General features: G+C 47.0%; 7 protein-coding genes. 4 read left to right on the top strand and 3 right to left on the bottom strand.

Annotated elements, in window-relative coordinates; genetic code table 11:
• Positions 1-924, top strand: a 924-nt coding sequence (locus AB7D94_RS06370) for a c-type cytochrome (protein WP_420264901.1), incomplete at its 5' end; no start/stop codon positions are given.
• A 132-nt stretch (positions 925-1,056) separates the two neighbouring features.
• On the opposite strand, the gene AB7D94_RS06365 is transcribed toward AB7D94_RS06370, so the two are convergent.
• From AB7D94_RS06365 to AB7D94_RS06355, 3 genes are all read right to left on the bottom strand, one after another.
• A complete protein-coding gene (locus AB7D94_RS06365; protein ID WP_420264900.1) occupies positions 1,057-3,099 on the bottom strand; it encodes a 4Fe-4S binding protein in 2,043 nt (680 codons plus the stop codon).
• Entirely contained in the window at positions 3,096-3,710 is a 615-nt protein-coding gene (locus AB7D94_RS06360; protein ID WP_420264899.1) for a c-type cytochrome, read from the bottom strand. Before AB7D94_RS06360 ends, AB7D94_RS06365 begins: the two co-directional genes overlap by 4 nt.
• A 189-nt stretch (positions 3,711-3,899) precedes the next feature.
• Positions 3,900-4,472 carry an ATP-binding protein gene (locus tag AB7D94_RS06355; protein WP_420264898.1) on the bottom strand — a complete coding sequence of 191 codons (573 nt, stop codon included), beginning with the start codon at positions 4,470-4,472 and terminating at the stop codon, positions 3,900-3,902.
• Between the two features lie 302 nt (positions 4,473-4,774).
• Between AB7D94_RS06355 and AB7D94_RS06350 the strand changes: the two genes are divergently transcribed.
• From AB7D94_RS06350 to pseG, 3 genes are all read left to right on the top strand, one after another.
• The gene (locus tag AB7D94_RS06350) at positions 4,775-5,827 is read left to right on the top strand and encodes a cyclic nucleotide-binding domain-containing protein (RefSeq protein WP_420264897.1); all 1,053 of its coding nucleotides are present in this window, start codon (positions 4,775-4,777) and stop codon (positions 5,825-5,827) included.
• A 30-nt stretch (positions 5,828-5,857) separates the two neighbouring features.
• Positions 5,858-6,346 carry a DsrE family protein gene (locus tag AB7D94_RS06345; RefSeq protein ID WP_420264896.1) on the top strand — a complete coding sequence of 163 codons (489 nt, stop codon included), beginning with the start codon at positions 5,858-5,860 and terminating at the stop codon, positions 6,344-6,346.
• 109 nt (positions 6,347-6,455) lie between these two features.
• Positions 6,456-7,442: a UDP-2,4-diacetamido-2,4,6-trideoxy-beta-L-altropyranose hydrolase gene (gene pseG, locus AB7D94_RS06340; protein ID WP_420264895.1), complete on the top strand. Its 987-nt coding sequence runs from the start codon at positions 6,456-6,458 to the stop codon at positions 7,440-7,442.

The raw sequence follows: 7,442 nt of genomic DNA, 5'->3' as shown, positions 1-7,442 counted from the left end.
GATTATACTATACATACTACCAGTATCGTTCTTGCCTTCACCGAGAATCGCTGCCGTAAGTTGCACCCTGTTGAGGAAGAGGCGGAGTTTATGGTAGAATGTGTGCGGGTGAGACACTTGAAAAAAAATGTTATATATTCTAAAACGCTGCTATTAGCGATAATTTTTTATTCGCTTTTGCCGGTAATGTCGGCTACTTGCGAAGAGGGTGTCGTTTCCGCTGGAAAGCTTAGTGGAACTGTTGCCCTTGGCAGGGAGATTTCCCTGAAGACCTCCAGACACTCGCTGTCCAAACAATACGACGGTAATGCCCTGAACTGCTCAAGCTGCCATCTGAACAATGGTATGGATTTGAAAACCCTGACTTATATCGGTGTTGCCGCCGCCTATCCCGCATACTCCCCACGGGAAAAAGCCGTCATCACGCTTGCTGATAGAATCGCCGATTGCTTTATGCGAAGTATGAACGGCATTCGGCCCCCCGCTGACAGCGTGATGGTTGTTGCCATTGCCTCATATATTACGTGGCTTTCTGAGGGGACTGTCATTAAGATGAACCCCGTCGCACCTTTAGGGCCTAACACCATGAAGCTCCTTAGCGTCAACCCCAGGAGCGCGAATATGGAAAATGGCAGGAAGGTCTATGAATCGCAGTGCAGCTCATGCCACGGCGAAAACGGGCAGGGCGTTAAAGCAATACAACTGCCGGGTGCCTCCCCGGGTGGCTGCCCCCCGCTTTGGGGTGCTCGCTCATACAACAAAGGTGCCGGTATGTATAATTTACAGACAGCGGCCTCGTTCATTAAATCCTCCATGCCCTATGCGGCCGCAAATCTCAGTGAACAAGACGCCATTGATGTTGCCGCTTATATCAATTCAAAGGAACGCCCGGATTTTGAGGCCAAAACGCAATCAAAGAAGTAAAAGGATTAACGACGAAGGGGAGGTAACCTCCCCTTCACCCCGTAAATCTCACCACGTTTTATCTGTTGCGTTTGGGCTGCCGCCCGTTGGCGGCTTACGTACTCCGGCTAAAAACTGCTGACAATGTTGCCCTTATATTTTTTCCATGAAAGTTGGCCGTGGTTTTCCGTTTATAAAGGCGCAAAGGTCTAAGGCCTGGTCGGGGCTAAGATCGGGGTAATCAAGCGGCATATTGGATAAAAGAAATGGGGCGCACCTGTCCAGCCTGCTCATACCCGCGCCGTCATTATAGGAACCCTGCCCCCACACCGGAGGCGCTCCCTTAGTTCCCAAACCGTCCATGTGATGGCAGGCGGCACATTTCTGTCCAAACAGCAGCCGCCCGGCCAGTGGATCAGGTTTGTGGCCTGTGTCGGGAAATTTTGCGCTAAGCCACGGCACATCGGCATATATGGGAATATCTTTGGATATCCATGTCAGATAGGTTACTATTGACACCATTTCTTTACTTTCAACAGGAAGGGCCTTGCCGTTTAAACTGCGCTTAAAACAATCGTTTATACGTGTAACCAGGTCTGTGGAAAAATCATGCCTTTTAGTATACTTAGGATAAACAGCCGCAACGCCGACAAGAGATATACCCCCTTCTTTTCTGTTGCTTTCCATACCCGAGTTAAAATGACAACTCGTACAGGAGAGTGCATTACCGGTAAAAGCCGGGGCATAGCGGCTGGTCTCGGCCATAATATTAAGTCCTGCCAACACGTATTCTCTGATACCGGTCGGAGCATTCTCTGGTTTTGGAGGCAGAAAAGATAAGGACGGCATAGCTGCAACGGGTGACTGTAAATGCTCTGTTGGCTTATGCTCCGGTTCTGCAAAATAAAAATAAAAGTAACATGGAACAATAAAGATCAATAAGAGCAAAAACGGTATAAAAGCCCCTGTTACCTGCTTACCCTTGTAATTGGATTTTGCAATTCGATGCGCCAAAAACCCTGACATTGTGGCGCCTGCAAGCAAAACAAGAATCTGAAACACTTTTATTATCTCCATTGATACAAGGGCTGTGGCAGACTGCGGCCTGTGTAACCCTATCATTTCCATAATGTTGTATAAACTCAGTTTACCGTTTACCAATAACTCGTGAAATGTGGCAACAGCCAACTGATTGGCAAACGCAAGGGGAATCAGAAAGTATCCAAATCTGGCAAACACAATACTTACAGGCTCCTCCGTGCGGTAAGAAACAAACCTGCTTACCGCGTAAAGCAACAGTACCGGCGCCGCCAAAACGCTCACATAGAGGGCTGCGATGCTCAGATTCAAATTTTTGATGCCTAAAAAACCCTCCGCCCAGTGCTGGCTCCTAAGCATGATGCTCAGGCTTAGGCCTACGCCTATGAAAAGGGCGGCAAGGAAGGATTCCTCAAGCTTTGGCTTTTGTAAAAACCAAAGCCCCCTTGTGGGTGGCCTGATTTCTATAGAGATGGAGTCATTAGGGCAGTTTTTAACGCAATTTCCACAGTAAGTGCAATTTGCGGGTTGGTTTTCACTGATCCTTGGCACTAAAAACACAGGACAGCCCGGCGTATTCTCACCCCCCTTATAACACCCCATAGATTTGCATTTTGCGCAGATTGATGGCTGTGCCTTTAGCTCAATCATTCCCGCCTTTGAAAAAATCGTAGCCATACCTCCTAATGGACACAGATACCGGCACCATGTACGCCTCGTATAAAATGCCCCTGAGATAACCGCAAATGTCGCAAGAGTCAGCATCAGAATTGCGGATATCTGAGTGGAGAGAACTATGCCGAGAATAAATTCAGTATAAATCAGAGAGATAAACAACAGATATGTAATCCATGCCCCATACCTTTTTAAAAACATCGGCACAGGCAGATTATTACCCACAAGCCTCTGAACCAAATCGTTTACCATAGCAAATGGACATATCGAACACCAAAAACGCCCTACCACCAAAAACATTAAAGGAAGAATTGACCACCACAAAAACCATGTCATCGAAAGGCCCAGGTTATATCTTGCCTCTGTCCTGCCATATAAAAGCACATAAACAAGAAAGACAAAAAACAAGGCGGTCGGCCACCGTAATACGGCAGGATACCATTTCCTTGAGAGAATATTTTTTATAAATTGGGATATATTCATTTCCCCACCCAAAACGGCCTTGATTGGCTCATGATGAAAGATGATACGTTCTGAGCCTGCTGTTGAGAAAGCTTAGCGTTGCCTTTAGGCATATTAAATAAAACAAATGCAGAAAAAATATTCTGGTTATTAAACGGCGAGGCATTGGTGTATGAATTTTGTCCCCACAGTGGCGGTGTGGCCTTATTGCCGCTGCCATCTTTAGCGTGGCATTTTGCGCAGTGTGTCGAGTACACCTTCCCCCCGTTTTGGGCATCAGGGTTTTGTGGCAATGAAACCGGAGGTAATCCAAGCCAGGGCACTTTTGAATAAATTGGAATATCGTGCGATATCCAATGCAGGTATGCAATGATACTCTGCATCTGGCGGCTCTGTGGCGGGGGCGGGCTTATGTTTAGACTCTTAGAAAAACAGTTTCTGACAGCAGTTTGCAAATCAATTACCTTAGCCTCACCGGCGCTGCCGCGCGGGTAGGTTGCCGCTGCTCCAAGAAGTGAAATACCACCGTCTTTTCCGCCCTTCGTTAAGCCGCCAAGAAAATGGCAGTTCCCGCATGAGAGCTTGCCTCCAAAATATCCTGGTGTGTTTATTAAGATATCGTACCCTGACATAACGGCGTTATGTATATTTTCCGGGGCATCATTGGGGTTAATATCCCGATATACGGGCATATATCGGGGAACTACGGTTGTACCATCATCGGCAAAAGCACATAACCCCCCATAGTAGGGTAAAACAATTATAGCAAAAACTATAGCAAGAATTATAGCAAGCATACAGTTTCTTATAAGATTCATCGGTTAATTTTTGGACTCCGTATTTTTTTCTTCCGTATTTTTCTCTAATGACTTCTCAAAGGTCAGAATATTTTTTCCATCTGCTCTGCGATATTTGAGCGAATCAGCCAAATGAGCAATCAAATGGATGCCGAGACCATCCAGGGTCATCTCCTCAATCGTTTTACCAGCATTGAAAGCCGGAGCTTCAAGCGGGTTAAACTCACGGCCGTCGTCATGAACCTCTACGATAATTCGTGTCTCCTCAATTTTTTGTCTGATTTGAATAATGTGCTCTTTCCTGTCGCTGTACGCATGGGTGATAATATTTGTAAATATCTCATCAAGTATAAGATTGACGTCAAAAATCACTTCTATTGGAACCCTGTATCTCTCAAGCTCATGCGCGATGGCCATAATCCTGTCCAGCTCCAGAACACTGTTTTTCAGATTGTAAACCATCTCTTTGGGGTACGCCTGTGGTTTTTTGTCTAAAGATGCGGCTATGTATTTAAAGGCCGTTGCTGAGACTATAACCAGGCCGTTTATGGCTGCAAAGAAATATAGGATGCTCGTACTGGACAATTCCTGTTGCATTAAAAATAAGCTCCTGCTATTAAATTGTCATAGCTCAATGCGAATTGAATCTATTTCAGGTGAAATGAATCTACTTCGGACATCATAACACTACCGCATAAGTAATGTAAAGAGGTTCGCCTATTCTTCACCCCCCCTTATTCGTAACACCATTAAAAAACACACACCATTAAAAAACATTTGCCAAAATCCTCTGACCATGATAAACTACCTGACTAACAGTTCTTCTTTGAACTATTTATTTTGAACTGCTTATTTTGAATTACTTGAGTTGAATTACTTGAACTAAGGAGGCCGACGCGGTGGTTATAAAAGAATTCATAAAGGAGTTGAAACAATCGCACCCGATGTTTCAATCCATCAGTGAACGGGCGCTCATGGAATCCCTGCAGGTGTTCAGGACGTTTGAATTAAGGGAAGGGGAATCGGCAAGCATTGGCGGGTTTAGCGGCGACCTGCTGTTTGTGGTGATTGGAAAGGTGGAGGTTACCGGCGTAAACGGCGATAAAAAAGAACTTGACCCGGGGGATACCTCAAGCAAACCAATGCTCTTTCCCGAGCATCCCCAATTATTAACGATAACGGCCATTGAGGATTCATGGCTTTGCCATCTTGATGTTGACGCGTTTTCGTACCTGTCGGGATTGGAAGAGACCCTTGACGATATAAAGGCTGGGGGCAGGTATGACGCGGCATTATTGGATAAGATGAGGGCGAGCACCGCGTTTCGGAGGCTGCCGATTGAATATATAGAGGACGCGGTTAAGGGCATTTCGGAGGTGGCGGTCAGGGCTGGCGATGAGGTTATCTCCGATGGAAAGGAGATAAAGGCGTTTTATGTGATAGCCGCGGGCAGGGCGGAGGTCTTGAGGTTAAACCCGGAAAGCGGCGATATTGAAAAAACCGAAGAACTCGGGCCGGGCGATGAGATAGGCGAAGAGGCGATTATCATGGCCGCCAAAAGCCCCTGCACGGTAAGAATGCTTGAGGACGGCGTGCTGTTTGCGATGGATGTTGCGAAGTTCAGGGAAATCCTTCAAAAGCCGCTACTGGCTGAGGTCGTCCCTGAGGTAGCGCGGGCAATGTATAGCGGCGGCCACATGTTTGTGGATGTGAGGTTTGTGGAGGAGTATGAGGAATCCCACATTGTGGGCTGTGTGAACGTGCCGCTGTTTGATTTAATGAAACGCAGGGCGGAGTTTGATGATAGCAAGCAATACGTGGTGTACTGCAGAAGCGGCAGGAGGAGCGCTGTTGCGGCATTTAAGCTAAAACAGCTCAATATAGACGCCGTAAGCCTCAAAGGCGGGATAAAGGCCTGGACCTATAATGACCTATTGGAGCCAGTTTCGTAGAATATCAAATATTATGGAGGTTCGTATAACATGAAGAAAATTTACATGATAGTGCTTATTTTTTTTATTTCAGTAGTCGGCAGCGCCTACGCTGCTGAGGGGGTTAAGGTGGACATCCCTGTTGTGCTGAAGGATGTTAAGGTGGTATTTAATATGGACCACCTTGCCTTTGACGGCGATAAACCTGTTGGACTTAAATACATGCTCATGATGGCGGAACAGGTAAAGAAGTCAAATGCCATAGCTAAGGTAATTGCCATATTTCATGGCGCAGCGGCCTATATGACGCTTGCAGATGAGCCGTATAATAAATCCAGAAAAATTACCACCGGAAATCCATACAAGAAACTGATTGCGGATATGCTCGCCGCGGGCGTGGAGGTTGAGGAATGCGCGACCTCAATGGGGGCAAATGGCTGGGTAAACGCCGATTTGCTTCCCGGCGTTAAGGTAAATGGTGGCGCTGTGCTCAGGCTGATTATGCTTGGGCAGGAGGGTTATATTGCAATCCAGCCATGAGGTCTCGGGGCAACATCCGGAGTACAGATAAAACGTTGACGAAAATACGGGTGAAGGGGGGTTACCCCCCTTCGTCGTTAATCCTTGAGCTGTTGCGGGTATATTTGATATGGATGTTGTAATACGGGCAGATGCGTACCCTGAAATTGGTACGGGGCATCTGATGCGATGCATGGCCCTTGGGCAGTCGTTTAAGGACAGAGGTTGGCGCGTAGTATTCATTACTTATTGCGAGGCAGCCGGGCTTCTTGGAAGGCTTACGTCTGAGGATGGGTTTAATGTTATACCTTTGGAAAGCAAATCAGACAATGTCCTGCCGCCCTGTCACTGGGCAGTTGTTGACGGGGTCAACTTTGACGGCCGGTTTCATAAATCCATGAAAGACGCGGGCTATAAACTCCTTATTATTGACGACATGGCCGCCCTTAAAATCTACGATGGTGAATTCGTTCTAAACCAAAACATCCACGCCGACAGCCTTAAATATAACCTCAGCCCCGGCACAAGGCTCCTCTCTGGCCCGGAGTATATCCTCCTTAGGCGTGAGTTTATCAAACACCGCGGCGTAGAAAAACTCATCACAGACAAGTGCGTTAATGTCCTCATAACCCTGGGCGGGGCAGACAGGGAAAACCTCACTCAAAAGGTATTAAACTCTGTCAAAGACATAAACGATATAAAGATAACCGTTGTAGTAGGCGCGGGGAATCCGAACATCGAATCAATAAAAACGGTAGGAACAGCGGCCCCGGTAACAATTTTACAAAATGTGGCGAATATGGCGGACGTGATGGCCTCACAGGACGCCGCGGTCACATCCGGGGGCACCACAGTGTGGGAACTCGCCTTTATGGGCGTGCCCAGTGTCGTTGGCAGGATTGCCCCGATTGAGGACTACTTAGTTGCGGGACTAAACAGCCGTGGATTATTTATTGATTCGGGATGGTTTAAGACGGCCACAGAAGACGAAATCAGGGGGAACCTGTTAAAGTTACTAACGAACATGAAGCTGCGAAAGGAGATGTCCGCACTTGGGCGAAGGCTTGTTGACGGGTTTGGGCGCGACAGGGTAATAGAGGCTATGGAGGCAATATGA

Origin of the sequence: Candidatus Magnetominusculus dajiuhuensis (assembly GCF_046044395.1) — a bacterium.
GTDB classification, from domain to species: Bacteria; Nitrospirota; Thermodesulfovibrionia; order Thermodesulfovibrionales; family Magnetobacteriaceae; genus Magnetominusculus; species Magnetominusculus dajiuhuensis.
The sequence above is the reverse complement of the archived record's forward strand: the minus strand, read 5'-3'. Positions and strand labels throughout refer to the sequence as shown.

What these genes read in the sequence shown, in the direction of transcription:
- pseG (WP_420264895.1), top strand. Translation starts at nt 6,456, where the DNA reads ATGGATGTTGTAATACGGGCAGATGCGTACCCTGAAATTGGTACGGGG.
- AB7D94_RS06345 (WP_420264896.1), top strand. Translation starts at nt 5,858, where the DNA reads ATGAAGAAAATTTACATGATAGTGCTTATTTTTTTTATTTCAGTAGTC.
- AB7D94_RS06355 (WP_420264898.1), bottom strand. Translation starts at nt 4,472, where the DNA reads ATGCAACAGGAATTGTCCAGTACGAGCATCCTATATTTCTTTGCAGCC.
- AB7D94_RS06365 (WP_420264900.1), bottom strand. Translation starts at nt 3,099, where the DNA reads ATGAATATATCCCAATTTATAAAAAATATTCTCTCAAGGAAATGGTAT.
- AB7D94_RS06360 (WP_420264899.1), bottom strand. Translation starts at nt 3,710, where the DNA reads ATGTCAGGGTACGATATCTTAATAAACACACCAGGATATTTTGGAGGC.